This is a genomic window from Pseudarthrobacter naphthalenicus, from assembly GCF_029076445.1.
GTDB classification, from domain to species: domain Bacteria; phylum Actinomycetota; class Actinomycetes; order Actinomycetales; family Micrococcaceae; genus Arthrobacter; species Arthrobacter naphthalenicus.
Genome location: NZ_JARESG010000016.1, coordinates 33,176 through 55,814, shown reverse-complemented (window position 1 = coordinate 55,814; position 22,639 = coordinate 33,176). Strand labels below are relative to the sequence as shown.

At 63.0% G+C, this 22,639-nt stretch carries 18 protein-coding genes, 1 pseudogene and 1 riboswitch; of the genes and pseudogenes, 4 read left to right on the top strand and 15 right to left on the bottom strand.

From position 1 onward, the window contains the following. Window positions 1-17: 17 nt before the first annotated feature. From PY310_RS15520 to PY310_RS15505, 4 genes are all read right to left on the bottom strand, one after another. Complete coding sequence (locus PY310_RS15520) at window positions 18-713, bottom strand: DsbA family protein (RefSeq protein ID WP_275215369.1); 696 nt, start codon at window positions 711-713, stop codon at window positions 18-20. Beyond that, entirely contained in the window at window positions 713-1,627 is a 915-nt protein-coding gene (locus PY310_RS15515) for a cation diffusion facilitator family transporter (RefSeq protein WP_275215368.1), read from the bottom strand. The genes PY310_RS15520 and PY310_RS15515 overlap by 1 nt, the downstream gene beginning before the upstream one ends. Next, on the bottom strand, window positions 1,624-2,001 hold the full coding sequence (locus tag PY310_RS15510) for an ArsR/SmtB family transcription factor (RefSeq protein WP_275215367.1): 378 nt from the start codon (window positions 1,999-2,001) through the stop codon (window positions 1,624-1,626). Before PY310_RS15510 ends, PY310_RS15515 begins: the two co-directional genes overlap by 4 nt. Window positions 2,002-2,076: 75 nt before the next feature. Beyond that, entirely contained in the window at window positions 2,077-4,170 is a 2,094-nt protein-coding gene (locus PY310_RS15505) for a bifunctional copper resistance protein CopD/cytochrome c oxidase assembly protein (protein WP_275215366.1), read from the bottom strand. 197 nt (window positions 4,171-4,367) lie between these two features. Between PY310_RS15505 and PY310_RS15500 the strand changes: the two genes are divergently transcribed. The 3 genes from PY310_RS15500 to PY310_RS15490 all read left to right on the top strand — a co-directional run bounded on the left by PY310_RS15500 (window position 4,368) and on the right by PY310_RS15490 (window position 7,001). After that, on the top strand, window positions 4,368-4,793 hold the full coding sequence (locus tag PY310_RS15500; RefSeq protein WP_275215365.1) for an ArsR/SmtB family transcription factor: 426 nt from the start codon (window positions 4,368-4,370) through the stop codon (window positions 4,791-4,793). 36 nt (window positions 4,794-4,829) lie between these two features. After that, window positions 4,830-5,801 (top strand): cytochrome c oxidase assembly protein, encoded by a 972-nt coding sequence (locus PY310_RS15495; RefSeq protein WP_275215364.1) that lies wholly within the window; start codon window positions 4,830-4,832, stop codon window positions 5,799-5,801. Window positions 5,802-6,019: 218 nt separating this feature from the next. Next, window positions 6,020-6,209: riboswitch (cyclic di-AMP (ydaO/yuaA leader) on the top strand. Then, a complete protein-coding gene (locus PY310_RS15490; RefSeq protein WP_275215363.1) occupies window positions 6,210-7,001 on the top strand; it encodes a M23 family metallopeptidase in 792 nt (263 codons plus the stop codon). It begins immediately after the preceding riboswitch. Between the two features lie 709 nt (window positions 7,002-7,710). On the opposite strand, the gene PY310_RS15485 is transcribed toward PY310_RS15490, so the two are convergent. The 3 genes from PY310_RS15485 to PY310_RS15475 form a co-directional block, all read right to left on the bottom strand. Further along, entirely contained in the window at window positions 7,711-8,025 is a 315-nt protein-coding gene (locus PY310_RS15485) for a hypothetical protein (protein WP_275215362.1), read from the bottom strand. 3 nt (window positions 8,026-8,028) lie between these two features. Next, window positions 8,029-8,409, bottom strand: coding sequence for an ArsR/SmtB family transcription factor (locus tag PY310_RS15480; RefSeq protein WP_275215361.1), 381 nt, complete (start codon window positions 8,407-8,409; stop codon window positions 8,029-8,031). 73 nt (window positions 8,410-8,482) lie between these two features. Then, window positions 8,483-9,346 carry an SURF1 family cytochrome oxidase biogenesis protein gene (locus PY310_RS15475; RefSeq protein ID WP_275215360.1) on the bottom strand — a complete coding sequence of 288 codons (864 nt, stop codon included), beginning with the start codon at window positions 9,344-9,346 and terminating at the stop codon, window positions 8,483-8,485. A gap of 551 nt (window positions 9,347-9,897) precedes the next feature. Between PY310_RS15475 and PY310_RS15470 the strand changes: the two genes are divergently transcribed. Beyond that, window positions 9,898-12,336: a bifunctional polysaccharide deacetylase/glycosyltransferase family 2 protein gene (locus PY310_RS15470; protein WP_275215359.1), complete on the top strand. Its 2,439-nt coding sequence runs from the start codon at window positions 9,898-9,900 to the stop codon at window positions 12,334-12,336. Window positions 12,337-12,435: 99 nt separating this feature from the next. Here PY310_RS15470 and PY310_RS15465 read toward each other — a convergent pair. The 8 genes and pseudogenes from PY310_RS15465 to PY310_RS15430 all read right to left on the bottom strand — a co-directional run. Further along, window positions 12,436-12,607, bottom strand: a pseudogene (locus PY310_RS15465) (DUF4913 domain-containing protein); the annotation flags it as partial. 622 nt (window positions 12,608-13,229) lie between these two features. Further along, complete coding sequence (locus tag PY310_RS15460) at window positions 13,230-13,889, bottom strand: cysteine hydrolase family protein (RefSeq protein WP_275215358.1); 660 nt, start codon at window positions 13,887-13,889, stop codon at window positions 13,230-13,232. Window positions 13,890-14,641: 752 nt separating this feature from the next. Beyond that, window positions 14,642-15,397 (bottom strand): maleylpyruvate isomerase family mycothiol-dependent enzyme, encoded by a 756-nt coding sequence (locus PY310_RS15455; protein ID WP_275215357.1) that lies wholly within the window; start codon window positions 15,395-15,397, stop codon window positions 14,642-14,644. After that, complete coding sequence (locus PY310_RS15450; protein ID WP_275215356.1) at window positions 15,397-16,221, bottom strand: fumarylacetoacetate hydrolase family protein; 825 nt, start codon at window positions 16,219-16,221, stop codon at window positions 15,397-15,399. The genes PY310_RS15455 and PY310_RS15450 overlap by 1 nt, the downstream gene beginning before the upstream one ends. Continuing rightward, entirely contained in the window at window positions 16,221-17,342 is a 1,122-nt protein-coding gene (locus tag PY310_RS15445) for a cupin domain-containing protein (RefSeq protein ID WP_275215355.1), read from the bottom strand. Before PY310_RS15445 ends, PY310_RS15450 begins: the two co-directional genes overlap by 1 nt. Window positions 17,343-17,351: 9 nt before the next feature. Further along, window positions 17,352-19,025, bottom strand: a complete 1,674-nt coding sequence (locus PY310_RS15440) for a (2,3-dihydroxybenzoyl)adenylate synthase (protein ID WP_275215354.1) — start codon at window positions 19,023-19,025, stop codon at window positions 17,352-17,354. After that, window positions 19,022-21,058: an acetate--CoA ligase family protein gene (locus PY310_RS15435; protein ID WP_275215353.1), complete on the bottom strand. Its 2,037-nt coding sequence runs from the start codon at window positions 21,056-21,058 to the stop codon at window positions 19,022-19,024. Before PY310_RS15435 ends, PY310_RS15440 begins: the two co-directional genes overlap by 4 nt. Then, entirely contained in the window at window positions 21,051-22,628 is a 1,578-nt protein-coding gene (locus PY310_RS15430) for an FAD-dependent monooxygenase (protein ID WP_275215352.1), read from the bottom strand. The genes PY310_RS15435 and PY310_RS15430 overlap by 8 nt, the downstream gene beginning before the upstream one ends. Window positions 22,629-22,639: the final 11 nt, after the last annotated feature.

Here is a 22,639-nt window from a genome sequence, read left to right as displayed (position 1 = left end):
CCGGATCCGCTGGAGGACTACTTCGCGGCGTCGGCCAGTTTCTGTCGGAATTCCTCCATGGTGTTGAGGACGAGTTTTTCGCCGTTGAGGAAGAACGTTGGTGTTCCGGTCACGCCGAGTGCTTTGCCGTCGGCTATTTCCCTGCGGATCATATCCTTGGTGCTTTCGGAGGCCACGGCGGCATCGTAGGCGGACATGTCCAGGCTCATCTCCTGGGCATAGGTTCGGAACAGGGGCGCCTGGGAGTCCTGTTTCTCGCCCCACTGCGACTGGGTTTCAAACATCTTCGCGTACATCTGTTCGTACTTGCCCTGCTGGGCTGCTGCTTCGACGGCCAGGGCTGCCTGGGCGGAGTTCCGGTGCGCCGGGAGGGGGAAGTATCGGTTGATGAAGGTAATCCGGTCACCGAACTCGGCCTTTAGCTCCGCCACCACAGGCTCGGCTGCCTTGCAGGCCTCGCACTCAAAGTCCAAAAACTCGACCAGTTGGGCCTTCTCCGTGGCCGGGGACGTCACCCGGTGGCTGTCATCACGGACCAGCTGGACGTCGGCCGCAGGCTGCACCGCGACCGGTTCAGGTTTATTGAACGTGAACACGGCATACCAGATTGCGCCGGCGGCCACGATGGCTCCGAGCAGGATCCAGATGACGGTCCGGGCCTTCCTGGCGGGGTCTGCGGCGGCGGGGGAGGACTTGGTTTTATTCTGTGACATCAGTGGTGGATGCTTTCCTGGTCGCGGTGGGCTGCTGCTTCAATCTGGAAGGTGGAATGTTCGACGCTGACGTCGAAGTGTTCGGCGACGCAGCGCTGCAGGTCAGCCAGGATCGTGGCTGCGTGCCCGTCGGTCAGGCAGCCGTCCTCGACGGTGACGTGGGCCGAGAGCACCGGTGTGCCGGAGGCTACCAGGGACGCGTGCAGGTCGTGGACGTCGATGACGTGGGGCAGGGCCAGGATGTGCTCGCGGACGTCGCCCAGATCCAGCCCGGCAGGTGCGTTTTCCATGAGCACGTTAACGGTGTCCCGGAGCAGTTTCAGGGTCCGGGGGATGATCAGGACGCCGATGAGCAGGGACACGACGGCGTCTGCCTGGACCCAGCCGGTGACTGCGATGATGATCGCTGCGACGATGACCGCGACCGAACCCAGGGCGTCGTTCAGAACCTCCAGGAAGGCGGCCTTCATGTTGAAGTTGTGATTCCGGCCCGAGGCCAGAACGATCAGCCCTACGGCGTTGCCGGCCAGGCCGATGATGCCGAACCACAGCATCGTGGAGCCGGCGATTTCCGGCGGCTCGACGAGGCGCCGGATGCCTTCGATGATGACGAACGTGCCGACGCCCAGCAGCAGGGCAGCCTGGAATGCGGCGGCAATGATTTCCGCGCGTTTGTAGCCCCAGGTGCGTTTGAGGGTCGCCGGCTTCAGGGCCAGTGATGCCGCGATGAGAGCGATCAGCAGACCGGTCGAGTCGGTGAACATGTGTCCGGCGTCGGCCAGCAGGGCCAGGCTTCCGGTCAGGACGGCGCCGATGATTTCCGCTGCCATCACCGTGAAGGTGATGGCGAAGACGATGATCAGTTTCCCGCGCTGGCTGGTTCCGGCGGCGTGGTCGTGGTCGTGTCCGCTCATGGATGCACCTCAACAATATTGGGCTGGGTAGGGGCGATGGGGGTCTTCTCCTGGGCGCAGTCCGGCTCCCTGCAGGTGCAGGCCGGTTCGATGGTGAGGATTGTGTGCAGCAGGTCATCGAGGGCGTGTGCGAGCCGGGCGTCGGAGAGTTCATAGCGGACCCGGCGGCTGTCGGGCCCGGCTCTGACCAGGCCGCAGTCCCGCAGACATGCCAGATGGTGGGACAGGGCTTGCCGGCTCACGCCGATATCTGCTGCCATGTCCGCAGGGAACGCCGGTCCGTCCCGGAGTTCCATCAGGATCGCCGCGCTGGTCGGATCAGCGAGGGCTTGGCCGAAGCGGGCCAGGACATCAATTCGGGAGAGGACGCGCATGATGCATTAATAGAGAAATCGCTGGATTCACGATTGCCTGAATCGGGTGGGCTTGTGTCTGTCGAGGGTTCGTTCTCATTGGACCTCACTGCGGTCGTCGGGGCGGGCCGGTACCCGGTAGGCTCTTTCGCCCATCCGGGACAGCATGGCGTTGTAGGCCTGCAGCTCAGCGTCCTGGTTTCGGTCAGCGGCGCGGTCGGTGCGGCGCATTTCGCGGGCGTCCGAGCGGGACCACATGACGGCCACCCCGATCGCGATCAGGAGCGTCGGCACTTCGCCGATACCCCAGGTGATGGCGCCGGCCATCTGCTGGTCGGCCAGCGGGGGAAGGCCCCAGTCCCGGCCCAGGCCAGTGAACCAGTCTGGCTGAATGAGTGTGGTGGAACCCATCAGGGTGACGCCGAAAAAGGCGTGAAAAGCCATCGTGGCCAGCAGCAGCAAGAGCCGCAGCGGGTACGGCGCCCGCCGGGGCACCGGGTCAGTGCCGATCATGGACAAGATGAACAGGTCGCCGGTGATGACGAAGTGGACCGTCATCAAGACATGGCCGGTGTGTTCGCGCAGCGCGAAGCCAAAGGCGTCCGAAAAGTAGAACAGCACGATGGAACCGGCGAAGTTTGCGGCAACGAATATCGGGTGGGTCAGGACGGCCGCCACCCGGGAGTGCACCAGGACCAATATCCATTCGCGCGGCCCGCGGGAACCATCGTGCCGCGGCGCCAGCGCCCTGAGGGCCAGCGTGACGGGTGCGCCGAGGACCAGGAACACCGGGACGATCATGGTCAGCGCCATGTGGTCGATCATGTGGGCGCTGAACATGATCCGGCCGTAGACGGAGGGGCCGCCGGAGGTGAAGAACACCAGGGCGGCCAGGCCCAGGAGCCACAGCACGCTCCGGACCCACGGCCACCCGTCACCGCGCCGGTGCAGTGCCCGGGCCGCCCGCAGGTAAAGGTAGGCAGCGAGGACAGCGATGGCGATCCAGAGCCAGTCCGGACGCCATACGGTGAACCACCGTTCCGGGGTGAGCTCAGGGGGCAGGGGATAGCCGGTGAGGATTTCGGCCGGCGTCAGCGCGGGGCGGATGTCCTCACCTCCCGGGGGCGGGGTGCGGCTCAACGCCGCCGCCAGGCCGCTGACCGCCCCCATGATCAGCAGCTCCATGACAATGAGCCGCCAGAACAGCCTGCCGGCCCTGGCGGTTCCGGCCGCTGCGGCCAGGGCTGGAATGAGCCGTTGGCGGTGCAGGAAACCGATTCCGCCCAGGACCAGCGCCCCGGCGGTTTTGGCTATCAGGAGCACCCCGTACGGTGAGGCGAGCCCGGCAGGCAGGTCGATGCGGATGGCGGCGTTGATTAGGCCGGAGGCGACAACGACGGCGAACGCGAAGCCGGCCAGGATGGAAAACCGCCCGATGACCGCTGCGGTGTCTTTGCCCAACCTTGTGCCGGCGACGGCCAGGGCCAGCAGGCCGCCGAACCAGAGGCACACCCCGAGCAGATGCAGGCCCAGGGAGTTGATCGCCTGTTCGTGGTCCGTGCCGCCGGCGGCGTGGCCGATCAGGATCATCGGCACCAGCCCGACCGTGGCAAGGACCGCGGTCGCTGCCAGGCCTGCGGGGGAGCGGACAGCAAACGCCGCCGTTGCGACGGTCGCTGAGATGATGACGACCCACAGCCAGGCGGTCCCGGTCGGCAGTTCGGTGATGTAGGAGGCCAGCTGCATGGCAAACTCCGGACTCCCGGAAATCGGCATTCCTACGAGATCGGCGAAGCTGAACACGAGAACCGCCATCGCGGACAACGTCCAAAGAATGCTCGCGGCCGCGGCCAGAGCCATGATGCGGGTAAACGCCGGATGCTCGGCCGGAGGCCCGGCCGCATCCGAACCCCGCCGTTTACCGCCCCGTCCTGTGAGGGCCGGCGGGACTATGAAGGCGGCGAAGACCAGCGCGCCGATCGTCGCCGCCGCGGCGATGTTGTGAACGGTCTGAACGATGCCGAAGCCCCATCGGACCAGGGCGCCCGGGTCCCGGGTTTCCGCCGGCAACACGCCCCGGCCGTAAACCGTCGCCGCCAGGACCACGGTCACCGCGATCAGGCCGGCCACAGCCAGCCACCAGGGTTTCGGCGATACTTCCGGCGTCCCCGCAGCGGACCTCACAGCCACAATGAATCCTCCGAACATGGTTCCGTACCAGCCGCCGGTACTGCCCGGAAGTCGGCGGCCGCAGGACACGGCACCCTACAACATTATCTGTAGAGTTGTTCAGACGTTAATCCGGCCCGCCGGTCCCGCCTGGGTGCCCGGCGATCACCGGCCAAAGGTAAATGCGAAGCATTAGCAGGCAAAGGTACTCTTTATGCATGACTGCAATCCCTCTCCCGGCCTCGTCGCCGACCTTCGGCTCCGGCAGCGACTGTGCGGTGCGGCTGGTCGATGCCGACAGGGTCGAAGCCGTTCGGGCCAGGATGCCGCAGGGCTCCGAAGTGTCCGACCTCGCCGTGATCTTTGGGTTGCTCTCGGATCCTGGCAGGGTGCGGATCCTTATTGCTCTGCTCGAAGGGGAGATGTGCGTCTGCGACCTGGCCGCCACCACGGGGCTGAGCGAATCCGGTGTCTCTCATGCGCTGCGTCTGCTTCGCGGACCCCGCGTCGTCGAGGTGCGGCGTTCGGGTCGAATGGCCTATTACTCGCTGGCCGATGCCCACGTCCGGATGCTCCTGGATCTGGGCCTGACCCACGTCGGACACGCCGGGCAGGACCGTCTTCAACTGGCACGCAAGGCCTGAGACTGAATTCTCGGCACGACGATGGAGGACACTGAGATGGGGGAGCCCGGAATCGAGGGACCTGCCTGGTTGCCGTCCCTGCCCCCATCGCTGGGGGAGTACCTTGCCCCGAACCTGCAGCCGGTCCCGCTCATCCCGGTACTGGCTTTGGCAGCCGCCCTCTTCTACCTGACCGGGGCCATCAGCCTCTGGCGCCAGGACCGGCACTGGTCGCCCATACGCACAGCGTCGTTCCTGACCGGCTGCACAGCCATCATCGTAGTCATGGGCGCAGGCATCGAAGGCTACGGGCTTCGGATGTTCTCCATTTTCATGTTCCAGCAACTGACACTGATGATGGCCGTCCCGCCGCTGCTGGTGATCGGCTCGCCCGGCACCCTCCTCCTGCGGGCGACACCGCACAACAGGTTCGGCCGGCCGGTGCTAAAAGCGGCCATCTGGGGCCTGCGCTCCAGATGCGGGCGGCTGGCCATCCATCCAGGATTCATGGTCCCGCTGTTCCTGCTGAGCTTCTACGGCGTGTACTTCTCAGGCATGGCCGACCTGCTGCTGCCGAACTGGTACGGGCACATCGGGCTGGAACTGCTGTTCCTTGTGGCCGGCATCCTCTTTACCGTTCCGCTGATCTCCGCCGATCCCTTACCCTCCCGTCAGACCCATCTCGGAAGGATGGTTGATATCTTCGCCGAAATGCCGCTGCACGCATTCTTTGGTGTGGTCATCATGATGGCGACCGAACCGATGGTGAAGTTCTTTGCCACCCCGCCCGAGAGTTGGAACATTGACCCGATCCACGACCAGGGCGTAGCCGGGGGACTGGCCTGGTCTTACGGGGAGCTGCCGGGGGTTCTGCTGCTGATGTTCATCCTGGTCCGCTGGCAACGGGACGAAGCCCGCGGCTGGATACGGTCAGAACGCGCAGCGGCGATCGCCGGCGGCGATCCTGATCTGGATGCCTACAACCTATACCTGGAGCACCTGGCAGGCAGGTCAGAACGGCTACGATAGACGCGGCCTGCCGTCGCTGGCCCTTCATCGCTAACGAAGGCATGGGCGCGATGAGGGGCCCCCGGGGCGAGGACTGATCCCATTCCTTATCGGGCGTGAAGAAGGCGGCGAAAAGACCACTTCCTAAGTGCCGCAAGTCACGGCATTGTAACGATTAGCCTTTGCTGCGGTAGCGTTGATACAGGCATCTCTGTATTAGAGCCTTCGAGGTCGTACGCCCAGCCCTGCCGCCGGCCTCGAACTACGATCTTCATCGGCGGGGGCGGAGAACCCATTTCTGGCAGCCACCGCTGCCTTGGGGTGAAGCCGGAAACCTGATGTCCGCTCCTGTGGCCTCGTGGACCCGGCCGGGCTTATTCCTTGGCTCGAACCCGACAGCTAACTTCGCAGGCGCTGAAAGGATCCTCTGTGCCATCTTCCTCTGCCCGCGCCCGGCACCGTAACCCGGTGCCGCGCATCGGGTTCCGCGCCACCTCTGCCGCTCCCCGACACAGCAGGGGTCCCACCGCCCGTGATTTCGCCGTTCTTCGCCGGCACCTTCCGGCGGCCGCCACCATCACCGCCGCCATGGTAGTGGGCGCAACCATTACCGCCGCGAATGCGGGCACAGACCCGGACCGTCCCGTGGTGACAGCGGCAAGCGGCACCGCTGCAGCCGAGGTCCCGGCCCAGGCCTCCGCCGGCGCCGCCATCTCATTTGACCGCTCCCCGGTGACCACCGTCCCGGCCCCCAAAGCATCCGAAGCTCTACCGTCCGGATCGGCCGGACCGGAACAGCCTTCTTCCGCCGCAGCCGTTTCGGTGTCCTCGTCCCTGCTCGGGGCTCCGCTGGCCAGCATGTCTGTATCTTCGCCGTTCGGGTTCCGCACCAGCCCGATCACGGGGGGCTCAGGGGAGCTCCACACTGGACTCGACCTTGTGGCGTCCTGTCAGACGGCCGTTTTCGCAGCCGGGGCCGGAACGGTTGTGGAGGCCGGATGGTCGGCCTACGGCGGCGGCAACCGGATCGTGGTCGATCATGGCAAGGGCCTTAAAAGCACCTACAATCACCTTGCTTCCATTGAGACGGGCGTTGGTGCGGCCGTTGCCGCCGGTCAGCGCCTGGCCGCTGCGGGCACGACAGGGAACTCCACCGGCTGTCACCTGCACTTCGAGGTGCTCTTCAACGGCCAGACCGTCAATCCGCAGGGCTGGATGTAACCGTGAGGGCAGTCCGGCGGCGTCCGCCGATGATGCAGGAACGTTCCGGGTGGGCCGGCGCCCTAATTCATCCGTAGGACGGCGAATCCGGGGTCTCTCAACTGGTGATCCGGTCGACGCCTCAGACGGGACCTGACGCCTCCGAGCCTACCGTTGCGCGGACGAACCCCAATGGCCGGAAGACGATCGATCGAAGCCAATAAAAACGACTCCCCCTGCCGCTTAGTTCTTTTGCCTCACCAGGCCGCACGCCGTTTCCAAGACCACCGGCCCAGCCCCCGCCACAACTAAGCACCGCAAGATAAAGCGCCGCAAGATAAAAGGTCGGAAACCACTTGGTGTGCAGGTAAACCACGACCCCTTGCCAACCAGCCAGTCCACAAGGTTCCCGAGCCCACCCGCCCAGAAGGAGAGTCGCGCCCGGAACTGGACAGACCCGGACCAGGAATACGGCCAACACCACAACGAAGACGGCAGTAGCCACGGCAACGACCCGCGCACGAAAAACGAGGAACCGAGGCCGAACCTCACCCTGGTGTCTTAGGCCACGCGAATGTTGACCCGGTCAAAGTCCCTGGCAGTACCGTGACTGCCTTGACCCAGGCTCTGTACCACAGTGAACTTGACCAGCAGGTCCAGTACCGCGAGGGCGGCGGCGGAAATCACAAGCAAGCGCGTGTGGCCAGGGACCGCCGGGTTCTCAGAATGCTCACGCCCCGGCGGCGGACCCGCGCACAGCGGCCCGCAAGGAGGCAATCGAGGGCAGCCCGGCAAGACCACGATCGGTGGAATAGACCCGGCAGCTGAGCCCGGCTCCGGCCGCGGAAGGAAACAGGTCCTGCCCGCCGGCCGTGAACGCCGGGGAGCCGTGGAACTGCAGCGCCGCAGCCTCGGCCTCGGAGGTGACCTCAAGGACCGTCACGAGTTCTGGGTTACGACCCTCGGCCTGCAGGGCGGTTCGGAATAGCTCCAGTGCCGGCCCGGAGTTTGGGCAGCCCGGTATGGTGCGCAGCTCGTAGTGCACAGCTCAGCCTCCCTTGCGAATCAAGGCAAGCGCCGGGCTGCGGGGTTGGAGTGTCGTACTCATGCCATCCGTCCCGTCAACCGCACAGCAGGCCGGGTCAACGGCCAGCACTACGCCTATCAGGTCGTTGATCGCGTGGCCCAGCCGGGCGTCGGAAAGTTCATACCGGGTCCGCCGACCATCCGGTACGGCCACCACCAGCCCGCAGCCCCGCAGGCAGGTCAGGTGATTGGACATGCTCTGTCGTGAGACACCGATGGAATCTGCCAGGTCGGAGGGGTACGAAGGCGCTGCCGCCAGGGCCAGCAGGACTCTGGCCCTGGTCGGGTCCGAGACCGCGTAACCGAACCGTGCGAGCACCGGGGCGTGCGTAAGGGCTTCCATCCACCCAAAGTACATTCAAAGATGAATTAATGTAAAAGCGTGAGCCCGGTTCTGGCGTGCAGCCAGGGAGTTCTCAGATGCCCAAACGGTCCAGGAGTGCGTCCTCTTCCTCATCTGAGCTGTTGCGCTTCCGCGCCTTCGCCTCCCGGCGGGCCGGCAGTACGGATTCGGAGCGGCCGCTCTTCTCTTGGTCTTCACGGTCCTTCCGGGCGATGCGGGCCTGCTGGCGTGCAGCGTATCCGAATCCCACGAACGCCAGTATTCCAAAGGTCAGCCACTGCATGGCGTAGGACAGGTTCGAACCTTCCTGTACCCGCGGCAACGACAGAGGCGCAGGCGAAACACCGGCACTGGGGGTCTCCGAGGACATCAACCCGTAACTTCCGGTCAGCAGCGGGTATCCCAACTGGCGGGCGTACTCGGGCAGAGCAATGCTGGCCAACTGGCCCTCCGGGGCGGTCCGTCCGTCAATCGTTGGTTCAGACGGTTTTAAACGGACGATAACTTGGACGTTTCCTGCCGGTGGTTCCGGAACCACATCCGGGTAGCCGGATCTGGCGTTGCCGATTGGCAACCAACCCCGGTTAACCACGATGGTTTCACCCGAGGCCAGCCGGAACGGGACGAGTACCTCATACCCTGGAGCGGAATTGTTTGGTCTGTTCCTGACAACCCGTTGATCCTGCACCAGGTATTGGCCGGTGAGGGAAACGGCTGTCCATTTCGCCTCAGGATCGGCGACTTCTAAATACTGCCGGGCTTCCTCGAACGGTATAGGGGCTTTAGCGTAGTTCTGCTGGATGCGACGGATTTCGGTGACCGCATCGTTCCTGCGGTCCATCTGCCATTTGCTCAGTCCCGCGCAAGCTGCTGCCACAATGGCAGCCAAAAGCAGATAACCCATCCAACGACGGGTGAAGAGGAACTTGTACGTCACAGCCAGCCTTGGCCGTGACGCTCCGCTTCAATCGCTTCCGGACGAAGAAAATACTGCTCGGCCCCCGGACCTTTGATCAAAAGGCCAACGATCGGGCGGCAGTTTGTTACTCGACAGAGATACACGTCTCCAGCGTAGCGGGCGGGCAGTCAGTTGCCGGACCAAGCCCAACCCAGGCAGCGCATGCTGTCGTGCCGCGACTGCCTTCCCCGCTATTGCTATGACTGGACCTGCGGGATGACCGCAGTTTCCCTTGCCCTCGTTCAAGGACACGGACTAGCTAGGGACGGTTACCGAAGCCGGAGTTCAGGCTCACTTTGCGGTGAGCAGCCGAGCAGGTAGCGCGGCCGGGAAACTAGAGTACGTGCCACTCATGTGTACTCGCATCTGGCACGACTACTGTCCTAGATAAGGTGGCGTTTCGGAGTGGCTGGCTCCGCGGCACCAGGTTCGGGGGCAGATTTACCCCTTTCTCCCTCGTCCTGGGTGGTCACTTTCCTGACCCTGTCGGTCAGGTTGCCCTGTACGCACGGCTCCCGCCCGAGGAGAACATGAGACCTCCAGCCCCTTCTCACGCACCTGGCCCTGCTCCGGTCTTCTTCGACGCGAGCGGCAAACGCTGGCGAAGAGTTCTGATTACCCTCGTTGCAGGGGTGTTGGCGATTATCCTGTCCACAGGCTGGATCCTGCCTGCGGCGACCGCTCCGGTGCATCGGGGGCAGCTCAATCAGACAGCCAGTTATCCGCGGACGCTGCTGGCGCAGCAGGACCTGGAAAACATCCCCCGGGTCGGTTTCAGGGAAGGCACAGCGCTTCTTCACCGGATCGCGCTCGTGGAGAGAACGAACGGCAAGGTCCTGCTCAAGGATCCTTTCAGCAACACTGTCTGGAGGGAGGCCACTCTCACGGAGAGCCAAGTGATCGGCAGCAGCCCCTACGTGCTTGATGCGTATGGCCAGGCCAAGGACCGCACGCTCATGCTGACCTTCGATGACGGGCCGGACCCGCGCTACACGCCGGAGATCCTGGATCTGTTGGCCAGCGAAGGCATAACGGCGACGTTCTTTCCAGTCGGGGACAACGTCGTCAAGTACCCGGAGATCTTCCGGCGCATGGTGCGTGAAGGCCACATGGTGGGAAACCACACCATGTCCCATAACGATTTTTGGGCCGGGAATGACACTACTAACCGTCAGCAGATCATCGGCACAGAGCGGGTCATGCGCGCTACGGATAACTACGACTCCGAGCTGTTCCGTATCCCCAGCGGCAACCCGGAGAACAATACCTTGGCCCTTCTGCAGGCCCAGCAGCTCGGTTACCTGAACATCAATATGGATCTTGATACGAGAGACTGGGAATACGAACCGGGAATGCCTGTCCCAACGCCGAAACTGGACGGCAAAGGGCACGTCGTGTTGGTCCACGACAGCGGCGGCGACCGGCGCGCGACAATCGACATGTTGAAGAGGCTCATTCCGCAGGCCAGGGCACAGGGCTACACTTTCACCACCGTCGAGCCCCTGCTGCCGACCGACTATGTACCCCAGCGCAGGATTCCTGCCACTGTCGAGGACAACGTGACCCTGGCGGCGCTGACAACCTTTTTGGTCGCCCCGAACGTTCTCCTTAATTGGCTATTCTGGTTCGGCATAATCTCCCTGACCATCCTGACGTTCCTGTTCGTGGTCCTGGCCCTGGTCAACAACCATCGTCAGAGGAAGCGTCGCTGGGACACGGTGGAGGACAAGGACTGGCCTTTCGTCAGCGTCGTCCTCCCGGTCTTCAACGAAGAAATGGTGGTGGCCCGGACCTTGGATGCGCTGAAGGCCAGTGACTACCCCCGCATGGAAGTGGTGGCGATCAACGACGGATCAACCGACGGCACCCTGGACGTCCTATGGGACTACGCCATGACCTGGCCGAACCTGCGTGTCCTTGACCAGCCCAACGGCGGCAAATCCGCGGCAAGCAACTACGGAATCGAACAGTCCCGCGGAGAGGTCGTGGTTACCCTCGACGGCGACACCCTGTTTGAACCGCAAACCATCAAGATGCTTGCCCGTCACTTCCTCGCACCACGCAACGGCAAAGAAGTGGGAGCAGTGGCCGGCCACGTCAAGGTCGGAAACCGCCGCAATCTCATCACAGCCTGGCAAAGCCTGGAGTACCTGTCGGGAATCTGTGTCACGCGTATGGCCGAAGGGCTGATGGGAGCCATCTCGATCGTTCCTGGCGCCTGCGCCGCTTGGCGCAGGGAAGCCCTCGTCAAAGCCGGCGGCTACTCCCACGACACACTCGCAGAAGACGCCGACCTCACACTGTCACTGCAGCGGCTCGGCTATAGCATCGTCCAGGAAAACGAAGCAGTGGCGTGGACCGAGGCGCCGCTGACCGTTGCAGGCCTGTTCAAGCAGCGCCTCCGCTGGACTTACGGGAATTTCCAGACCCTGTACAAGCACCGCAGGATGTTGTTCAACCCCCGGTTCGGCGCCCTCGGAATGCTCACCATGCCGTACGCGCTGATCTCAGTGCTTGTCCCGCTGCTCTTTATGCCGCTGACAGTGGTTGTCGCAGTCAAAAGCCTGGTGCAGGGCGAATGGGAAGCCATCGCCATCTTCTCGGCCTTCGTGGCTGCAACTCACATGCTCATCTCCATCGTTGCCGTCGTGATGGTCCGCGAAAACCTCCTCCACCTGCTCATGGTCCCGATTTACCGGCTCATCTACGAACCACTGCGCGCGTATGTGGTGTTCGGCTCGGCACTCATGGCCCTGCGCGGGACCGCCGTGGGCTGGTACCGGCCTGAGCGCACCAACACCGTCACCCAGTTCGGCACACCGGGGATCGCTGACTCCTTCACCCTTGGCGCGGCCGAAGACAAAACGCATGCCCCCGCAACCCGCTCGCATGGCCCCGTCAGGGTAATCCCCATTCGCCTTAACCCAAACCCGCCCAATCGCCGCCCATCCGAATTCGGACCAAGGTAAATCTGCTGGAACTTCGGCCCCGGTGGACACATGGCACCGTCGCGAAGCTGCAGGCAGAACATTTTGCTCTGCCGCCTGGCCACCGGCGATGGATTTGCCGCCCATGAAAGGGCCCTCCGCCGAGAGCAGGAGGCCCATATGGTGGTCGGCGTGGTCCCGCCACCAGACGCTCATCCCGGTTGAGGCGTCAAGCCGAAGGAATTTCAAGACCGCCATGATGCTTCCAGTCGACTGATGGCTTCTTCGTGTTCCACCATGAGAGGCACCAGGTTCGATCCGGGTGTTGGCAGGGTGAAGGTACGCAACGCCGCGGTGGTACCGGTTCGTGTCATCTCCCGATCCTGGAAGAGTCACGTTGGGTGCGGTTCTCACGCATTCGCTTCGCGGTGGAACGGGGAGTTCTTGCAGCTACTGCTACTCGTCCTACTTAAACGCCGATAATGAAGATTCCGTCAACCTGCCTCGGGGGGCGAACCCGTGCCTGCTGATCTCGCGGCCGTAACTAGTGGCGACTTTGATCCGTCCATGGCTGGGGTCAATTCAGGTTATCCACGGCTGGAAGTGGGAGCCGTTGGGGTAGCTCCCTGGTAGCAGTAGCGGTGGATAACCTATGAGAATAGTCCCCGGTTGTGGGCGGCGGAAGCAGTGGGCGGAGAATAAATTCCCACTGCTTCTCCAGTCCAGGCAAGGCCATGTTTGTCAGGTTGAGGTGTGCCTTAACTGGACGAGCTCCCGCCCGTGCCTCAGGTGCTCCGTACTAGAGGCCCGCAGGCAACGCAGCCCGCGGACCGCTTCCTCATGCTCTTGATCAAAGGAACTCACCTATCAGTTGTGTCGGGAGGCTGAGTCGTAGTGCTTGCCCTGAACCTCTTTATTTACCCCCATGCGGGGAATCACACTGGTTCCTCCACCAACACAGCGGCGCGGACCATGGCGGTAAATTCGTCGGTAGTCATAACGTCGGCCGTGGAGAAGGCGAGGATCTTCAGCGTGGCTTCATGTACCTCTGCGGCGGACATGGCACCGTGTCCGACATCGGGGTAGTCAAACGTGCCGGTGGCGTCAGAGAGAAAGACAACAAAGTAGTCTCGGAACATCGCATCCCGGGCGGTGGCGTGGCAACAGTTCTCAGTAGTGGTACCTATTACGACCACAGTTTCGACTCCGCTGCCGCGCAGGATGATGTCCAAATCGGTGCCAAAAAAAGCACTGTAACGATGCTTCTTCACCACGATCTCTCCCGGCCCTGGAGCGAGTTCAGGGTAAATCTCTACGCCTGGAGTACCGTCGACGAGACCCGCTTTGGCGGCAATAGGCGGGTAGAGATCAGCGAATCGGCCAGCGTCACAACCGTCCTCTCGGTGGGCATGGGTCGTGTAAATAACCTTCATGCCGCTTTCGCGTGCTGATGATAGTGCCTTTTGCATGTTCGGAACTGCCTGTCTCGCCTGGGAAGACTCCATAGGAGCACCTTCAGCTACGAAGTCGTTCTCCATGTCCACCACAATTACCGCCGTGCGTGATGGATCGATTGCGGATACCTTATAACCCATTTTGTGCTCTCCTGTTCGACTTGAGTTCCCGGTTCAACAAAATTGCGTGATTAGTAGGGCATCGGCGAAGTCATGGTCACTTCACCTCACTATTGCCCACGTACCCGCCGTCTTCAGGACGACCAGGCCAGATCGGACTCCAACGATCAGGTCCTGTCTATCCGCTGCCACCTCACCCACAGGGTGCCCTACGCACCTTCGGCCCGAGGGATCAACCTCTCGATTACCGTAACAAGATTTCGTAGACCAGCGGAAGAGTGTTACAAAACATTTTTGATTTTCAGGGCACAAGTGGAAGCCTTAGTCCTTTAGATTCTCGGAGGCATTCAGGCATTCAGGCGTGCAGGTGATCGCAGGAAGCGTTAGGCTGCCTTCCGCTCCAATCCCGTTCTTGGCTGCACTTTTGATGCGGTGTCCTGGTTAGCAACCTTTGGTGCGATGGGCCGTGAATCCACGCAGCTGGCCCCACCCGCTCAAAACTCATCAACAAGGCGCTGCTATACGCCCCTCCCACGGCTGCGCCAGATTCACTGTGCCTCAGTTCCACCGCTTCATGCTCCGGGCCGTGCCCGAACAGGACGTTTCCCCCGTCCAAAAAAGCGCCCTGAGCCGAACAACTAAAACGCCTGCGGGTACCGGGCGCTGGGGCACCCACCGGACGTCCCCTATTTCTTACCTATTCGCAGGGGACCCTACGCCACGTCAGCTCCAATCTAAAGGGGGTGATGCACAAGGTCTCCGCCACTCAGGGTTCAGATCCACTTTGGTGCCGGGGGAACGGCTAGCGGTGTTCCTTTGCGCATTGCAGCGACGCCGCCGCTGCCCCGGCCGGCCGCCCATTGGACCACCGTGGGGAGCGGGCCTGAGACCACCGTCGGTTGAGCTGCGGGGGTGTCGCCGAAGCTGGGCTCCGGTTCCTGCCCGGTCACCTTGACCACGAGCCCGGTGTCGGTGCCGCGGGTTTTCCAGGCACCGGTGATGTCCTCGAGCAGTCTTTCCAGGACGGGTACTGGGATGTCACTGAACGTAGCTCCGTTGTCCAGGTCCACGGCGTGCATCCACACTTCGCGGGTGCGCATCCAAACCGTTTCTTCAGCGGGAACGATGCGTCCCTGGGCGGTTTTGACCTTGTGGTGCCAGGCGTCGGCGGGCAGGTCACGCCATTCGACGTTCAGGTGCACGGCGGAGTGGTCGAAGAGGTGCCGCAGCGCGATCGGACTGAGGGTGGCCCCGAACTCGATCTCATGCTTGCGCGCCTCGGGGGAGGAATACATGGGCGTTTCCACTCCGGTGGCGGCCCATTCGATCAGCCGGGCGATAGCACGCGCGTTGTAACCAACGTGGGCGACGATGTGTCGTCGGGTCCATCCGGGCAGCAGCGAGGAGCCATCGAGTTCTGCATCCGGAAGCTCGTTCAGCTTGCGGGCGAAGAACGCGGTGCCCCGGCGCGCCTGGAGCAGTGCGTCCAGGAGCGCCGGGTCCGTGGTCTGGTCGTGGCGGGCGACCATCAGGCTTCCTTGATAACGCGGTTCTTCAGCTGGCCGAGTCCTTCGATGGTCGTGACCAGGACCTGGCCTTCCTGCAGGTAGCGCTTGGGGTCCTGCGCGTGGCCCACGCCGCCGGGGGTGCCGGTGGCGATCACATCGCCCGGGTTCAGGGTGATGATGGTGGAGATATAGGAGACCAGGAATTCCGGGGTGAACACCAGGTCCGACGTCGGGGTGCTCTGCTGGACGTCGCCGTCCACCGCCGAGGTCATCAGCGGGCCGGGGCTGAACTCGTCCCTGGTGACCAGGGCCGGGCCGAACGGGGTGGACTTCTCCCAGGTCTTGCCCTGCAGCCACTGGATGGTGCGGAACTGGTAGTCCCGCATGCTGATGTCGTTCAGGACCGCGTAGCCGGCGATGTGGTCCCCGGCCTCGGCTTCGCTGATCCGGCGGCCCTGCTTGCCGATGACGACGGCGAGCTCGGCTTCCCAGTCCACCGCATCGGATTCCTGGGGCAGGGCCAGGTCGTCATTGGGCCCGATCAGGGACTCGGCGTACTTGGCGAACAGAGTGGGGTATTCGGGGACTTCCCGGCCCATCTCCTTGATGTGGTTCCGGTAGTTGTGGCCCACACAGATGATCTTCCCCGGGGAGGGCACAACGGCTGCGAGGTCGGCGCCCTCGAGCGGGTGCGTTGCGCCGTTGGCCGCCGCAGCGGTGGCTTCCCAGACAGGATCCTGCAGCAGGGCGCCAACGTCGGCGAACCCGGGGATCTCGGTAAGGGTGCCGCCGTCCTGGCGGACCGCCGTCGTGCCTTCGGAAGTGCGGAGGGTGAGGAGTCTCATTACTTGGTGCGTCCTTCGATGTAGGTGCGGTTGAAGTTCAGGCGTTCAAAGATGGGTGCGTCGCTGAATCGGAACAAATCAAACTCGGTGTCTGCCTGGAGGGACCAGGCGGCCCATGACGGGACCACGAAGAGGTCACCCTTGGCCAGCTGCTTTGTTTCGCCGTTCAGGACCACCGAGCCGGTGCCTTCAAAGACCTGCCACACGCTGGAGCCCACCTCGCGGACGGTCTCGGTGGTGGCGCCGGCGCGGAGTCGGTGGAACTCGGCCCGGATGGTGGGCATGACATCCCCGCCGGTGGTGGGGTTGGTAAACCGGACGGCGGCGTGGCCCTGCGACACTGTGGCGGGGTGGCCCTCGTCCTCCAACAGCAGTTGCTCGCGCAAGGCCCGGTCTGTGTGCTCCCACCGGTAGGCGGCGATGGGGGAGCTGGTGGTGTCATCCAGTCCCGTCAGCGGTCGCAGGCCGGGGTGGGCCCAGAGCCGCTCCGAGCGGGAGATGTCCGGGGTGGCCTCGTCCGTGACGCGTTCGGTGCCGAACTCAAAGAAGCCGGCGTCGGCGTAGTGCGCGAACGGAATGTCGAGGCCGTCGATCCACGCCATCGGCTGGTCGGTGTCGTTGTGGTGGCCGTGGAAGTTCCAGCCGGGGGTCAGCAAGAAATCGCCGCGGGACATCCTGACCGGGTCACCGTTCACAACGGTCCATACTCCTTCACCTTCGACGACGAAGCGGAACGCGTTCTGCGAGTGGCGGTGTTCCGGGGCGGTTTCCCGGGCACCCAGGTACTGGATGGCGGCCCACAGGGTGGGGGTTGCGTACGGTGTGCCGGCCAGCCCCGGGTTGGCCAGGGCAATGGCGCGGCGTTCCCCGCCACGGCCCACCGGAACCAAATCGCCGGCGCGGGCGGCCAGCGGATACAAATCGGACCAGCGCCACACGTGCGGCACGGCCTTGGGGGAGGGGACCATGGGCATCAGGTCGCCGATTTCGGTCCACAGCGGGATCAGGTTCTCTTTGTCGAAGTCCCGGTACAGCTGCTCCAGCTGGGCAGCCTCCTCCGCCGTGGGCTCCGGCAGGGCGTGGCTGGCGGTAACTGACTCATGGGTGATGTTCTCAGTCATGGCAATCCTCTACTTAGAGTGGGCGCTGGCAGTAGCCAGCCGTTCTGCTATGTCAGCACGGAGCTCTTTTTTGTTGATCTTGCCGACCTTTGTGGCAGGGAGTTCGTCGACGACCACCAGGTGCTCGGGAATTTTGAATGCAGCAACGCCGGTTTCGCGGAGCATCTTTTGAATCTGTTCAAGTGTTACCTCCGTGCCCGGTTTCACGGTGATGTAGAGGCAGAGTTTTTCACCGAGCACCGGATCGGGCATAGCGACCGCCGCCGCCATGGTGATGTCCTCGATGCGGTAGACCAGGCTTTCAATTTCCTCGGCCGAAATCTTTTCTCCGCCACGGTTGATCATGTCTTTGTCGCGGCCCTGGACGATCAGGTTTCCATCCGGCCGGCGTTCCACGATGTCTCCGCTCGCGTACCACCCGTCTGGAGTGAAAGCCCGGGCGTTTGCTTCAGGGGCGCGGTAGTAGCCCCTTGGCGTGTAGGGGCCGCGGGTCAAAATGGACCCGGCTACTCCGTCCGGGAGATCATTCCCGGATTCATCGACGATCCGAATCTCGTCGGCTTCAGACACGGGACGACCCTGGGTTGTGCAAATAACGTCTTCGGGATCATCCAGACGGGTCGTATTGATGAGACCCTCCGCCATTCCAAAAACCTGCTGCAGCGTGGCGCCGAGGACAGGCTTCACTTTCCGCGCAATCTCGTCAGGGAGCCTCGAGCCGCCCACTTGAATCACTTCGAGGCTGGCCAGTTGCGTGCCGCCTGTTTCCTCCTGGTACTCGATCCACCGCTGCGCGACCGCGGGTACAGCTGTTGAGAGCGTCACCTTTTCCCGTTCAATGGCGGCGAAAGCCTTCCGTGGTTCGGGGCTCGGGAGCATCACCATGCGGCCGCCAGCGAAAAGGATCCCAAGGATGCCCGGGCACGCAAGCGGGAAATTATGGCTGGCCGGCAGGGTACCCAGGTAGACGGTGTCTTCAGTGACGCCTGTAGGGACTGAGCTCGCCTTGATGTTGTAGGCGTAGTCATTGTGGGTCCGGGTGATCAGTTTAGGCAGGCCGGTTGTTCCTCCCGACAGCAGGAACAGGGCAGGAGAGTCGGGCGACGGCGCGAGGCCGTCCAGCCTTGCCCTCGCACCTTTCGGGTCTTTGCCTGGTGCCAAGAGTTCTTCAAGTCCCACGTTCATGGGATTAGCGGCGCCGGAAACGAGAATGATTTCCAGTGACGGAATTGTGGAGACCAGGTCTTCTGCCATCGCTTGATGGTCAAAGTCCTTGATTGTGTCCGGGACGGCGATGGCTCGTGCTTCGGAAAGTTCCGAGAGGAAGGACAGTTCGTATTGCCTGTGTGCCGGCAGGGCCATAACCGGAATGATGCCGGCGCGGAAACAGGCCAGGGTCAGAAGGGCAAATTGCCAACCGTTGGGCAATTGCACCATCACACGGTCATCCGCCCGCAGCCCCAGCTGCAGGAGCCGTTCCGCGCCGGCGTCCATGCGGTTGGCAATGTCGGCGTAAGTGAGCCGCAGCTCTCCATCCACGATTGCAATCTTGTCAGGCAACCGGTCGGCCGTATCCAGAATGTAACTGCCAAGAGCCCGGTCCTCCCAGTAACCCTTGGCGCGGAATTCGGCCGCAAGGTCTGCTGGCCAGGGAGTGGTTCCCTCACTGGTGTGGCTTGTCATTTCATGTCCTCCTCGACATTGATAACTACGGCGTCCAGCGCCACGAGTCCTTCGTGTGTCAGGCGCAGGGGATTGATTTCGATTTCGGCGATAGCTTCATTGGATACAAGTGCGTCCCCGAGTTTGACCAACACGGCAGACAGTTCAGCTGTATCGAGCATGGGCCCGGACCGGAAGCCGTACAGGAGCTCGCGAGCCAACAATTCGTTGGGCATGTCTTCCGCTGCGCGATCTGACAGGGGAGCGGAACGGATGGAAACATCCGCGTAGACCTCGGCCGCGGTTCCGCCCAGGCCAAGAACCACAATCGGTCCAAAGACAGGATCCCTCCGGACCCCTACGACCAGGTCGATCCCGGAGGGGGCCATGGCTTCAACCAGGAATTCGCGTGCGCCGGCGGCTTCCAGGGCGTCCAAAGCTCGGTCGATGTCTTCGGTGGACTTAACCCCCAGGTGGACACCACCAATCTCGGTCTTGTGCAGGACCACCGCGTCGAGCAGCTTGACGGCTACGGGTCCGCCCAGCTCCTGCAAGGCTTCATGCGCTGCGGTGCGGTTGGTGCAGCTTCGCCGTGACGGTGTGCTGATACCCAGGGCGTCGAGGAGTTCCTTGGCACGGTTTTCGTCCCACGGTCCGTCCACGTTGGGCCAGGTGAAGTTCCGCTCTTGAGCGAGGGAGCGGACGAACTGCCCCCGTGCATCGTTCACCAGAGCGATGAGGCCCTGGGCTAGCGACGTTGGTCCGGAGATCAGCGGCAAATCATGTTGCTGAGCCGACTTCCGAGCGCGTTCCAGATCGCCTTCGGGGCCGTCCACGCCGATCACGAAAGGCATTGCCTCTGCGGCGCCGGACTCGACGACGGAAAGTGGCAGGTCCGTCACAGGTTCAGTCAGCCCGTAGACGGCTACGACGTCGATGGCCGGGTCGGCAGCGACTGCCGCAACGATTTTCTCGTATCCGGGCCCTGGCCGGCCCGTATCCACGGGGTTGGCTTGGAAGGTTAAGGGCGGTAGCAGCGTGCCGATGAGGTCCTGGGTGGCCTGGGCAAGTCGTGGGACAGCCACCCCAGCGCCGTGAAGGGCATCGGCAATCAACAGGCCAGGACCCGCTTGCCCGGTGATGAGTCCGACGCCGGGGTCGGCAGCCGGAGCAAGCCGGCGCCCTGCAAGGGCAGTGACTGCGGCTACCAACTGGTTCTCGTCGTCGACAATCACAGCGCCTGCCTGCTTGAGGACAGAACGGGTGGTCCGCCAGGACGTGGCCAAAGCACCGGTGTGGGACTGGGCGAATTCGGACACGTCGTTACGGCCCACGACAAGCGCAACAACGGGCTTGACTGCACTAAGGCGGGAAACAGCGTCGACAAGGGCAGGACCATCCGAAACGGTTTCCAGGTGGAGGGCAACAGCCTTGGTTTGCTGATCGGTGATCAGGTAGTCCAAGACGTCGGGTGCGGTGATGTCCGTCCCTGCTCCGATACCGACAGCGAGGCTGACGCCTGCACCGGAACGTTGCAGGTGGAAAGCCAGGACGTGGTTTACGCCGCCGCTTGCGGCGACAACGGCCACTGAGCCCGGTTCCAGCTCGGCGACGCCGGGGACGAAACTGGCCCGCAAGTTGCGGCCCGGGACGAAGAAGCCCGAGGTGTTCGGGCCGAGCAAGCGGATGCCAGTGTCACGAACGGCATCCTTTACTTGGGCTGAGTATTCGATGCCGGGACCGCCCGCCTCAGCAAAACCCCCTGCGCAAACCAAAGCTGCTTTTGCACCGTTCGCTGCGCTGTCGCGCAATGCTTGTGCAGTTACGGCTGCCGGAACGCAGAGCACCGTCAGGTCTGGGCCGCCGGGAATTGCAGCAGCAGCGTCGGCGATACTGGTGTGCATTCCGTTCTCGCCCCGGCTGTTCACCAGTTCGACGGGTGCGCCGTAGCTCGAAAGTGACTGCGCCATGACTGCACCGAGCTTTTCGGGGCTGGACGATGCACCGACTACAACGATGCCACGGGGCGCAAAGAGGGCGGACAGGTTATGCATTGCTGCCCTCCACGTTTGCTGTGGCGACGGCGTCTGCACGGCCGGAGAGCACCAAAGTCAGGTTTGACGCCGGTCCTCGATCATCGACGATGACGCTTGTCAGACCGCGTCCGAGACGGGCTTCCTCCGAAAGGAGGATCCGGGTGAACGCGTTGCCGCCCCGGATCACAACGACGGCAGCCTCGGCAGGCAACTGCGCGAAAGCGGCAGCCAGACCCGCTTCCGTATCCGGTGCTGTTATCAGCAGCCCGTTACTGATGTTGGCCTCAGCCGGATCAGTAACCAAAGCAAGGCTGCCGCCTGGGCCGAACAAGGTGGCAGCATTGCCCTCGGTCGTCGAGACCGTAAGCAGACGCCCGCTGAACTTGGCCGTCCCCGCATTTAGCGGCGTTTCGAGGGGTGCGTGCCCGTGCCTGTCCAGCCAGTCCTGTTCCGTGGCCGCGACCAGTTCCGGGTCACGAAGGCGGATCTTGTCTATGTCGATGCTGCGGGAGAAGAAGTGGAAGGTGAACTGTGTAGGGTTGAACGCATCGTAATACCTGCCGAAGTGTTCCCACCAGCTAAGGCCGCCGCGGGCCTGGTTCTGGATTTTGGCCACCTGTGGCTGGCGTTCGGCCTCGTAGTTTGTGAAAGCCAGTTCGAGGTCATCCTGGTGGGCAGCGACTTCACGGACCAGAGTGATGGCATCTTCCATGGCCATCTTGGTGCCGGAGCCCACGGAGAAGTGCGCCGTATGCACGGCGTCCCCGAGCAAGACGACGTTTCCCTTGTGCCAAGTGCGCGTACGGCGGGTGCGGAAGTTAGCCCAGCGGGAGCTGTTGGCCACCAAGGGCTCCCCGTTAATGTCCTCGGCGAAGAGTTTTTCGAGAAACCACTGGGTCTTCAGGTCCGAGGGGCCTGGGGGTTGGCTGACATCGAATTCGTCCAGTCCTGCCTTGCGCCAGGTCTCCTCGTCGGTTTCCACGATGAAGGTGCTCAGGTCATCGCTGATCGGGTAGCCGTGGACCGCGAAGTTGCCGAACTCGCTCTTACGATGGATGAACGTCATGCCTTTAAATAGGTGGCTCGTGCCAAACCAGATGAACTTGGCAGTTGCCGTTTCAGCTGTGTGGCCCAGGCTTTCGCCGAGCTGTTTGCGGGTCGATGAATTGGCGCCGTCCGCGCCAACGATCAGGTCGAAGTCCTGGAGCTGCGACAAATCAGGGACATACTGGCCAAAGCGCATGTCGACGCCGGCTTCCGCTGCTCGTTCCTGCATCAACTGAAGGAGCGTCTTACGGTAGATGGCTGCCATGCCGTTGCCGGCGAAGGACTTCTGTTCGCCTTTGAGCCAGACTTCGATGTCGTCCCAGTGCGTGCCGTAGTCGCGGAGGCCGTCCCGGACCACGGGATCAGCGTCATTGATGCGGTTCAGAGTCGCATCGGAAAAGACAACACCGAAGCCGAAAGCATCGGTGGCCTGGTTGCGTTCGAACAGCACGACCTCTGCGTCGGGGACGGTCTGCTTAAACAGGGTTGAGAAGAACAGTCCGCCAGGACCGCCGCCAATGCAGGCTACGCGAAGTGCCATCGATGCCACCT